Source organism: Ochrobactrum sp. C6C9, assembly GCF_022627935.1.
Taxonomy (GTDB): Bacteria; Pseudomonadota; Alphaproteobacteria; order Rhizobiales; family Rhizobiaceae; genus Brucella; species Brucella teleogrylli.
This window is the reverse complement of record NZ_JABXGB010000132.1, coordinates 1-256: the sequence shown is the minus strand read 5'-3', so window position 1 is coordinate 256 and position 256 is coordinate 1. Positions and strand designations below refer to the sequence as shown.

Sequence of the window (256 nt, the reverse complement as noted above, 5' to 3'; positions counted from 1 at the left end):
CAGCCGCCCTGTTCGCGGATCTGGTTGAACAGGTTGAAGGCAGCGATCTGCTGCTCCTCGAACAACTGGTCCACGTCGTCGAGCAGGTAATGACTGGTGCGGGGGCTGTATTCGAAGGCCGACTCGGGCGAGTCGGCGTGGATCAGGCGGGCATGATTGCCTTCCTGGCCGGCCTTGGTGGCCAGGGCGTGCAGCAGGTGGCTCTTGCCGGCCCCGGCTTCGGCCCAGAGATAGATGAAGCGATCGGTGCTGGCAC

1 pseudogene is annotated in these 256 nt (G+C 64.5%); it reads right to left on the bottom strand.

From position 1 onward, the window contains the following. Positions 1-256, bottom strand: a pseudogene (locus HWD97_RS24380) (DnaA regulatory inactivator Hda); the annotation flags it as partial.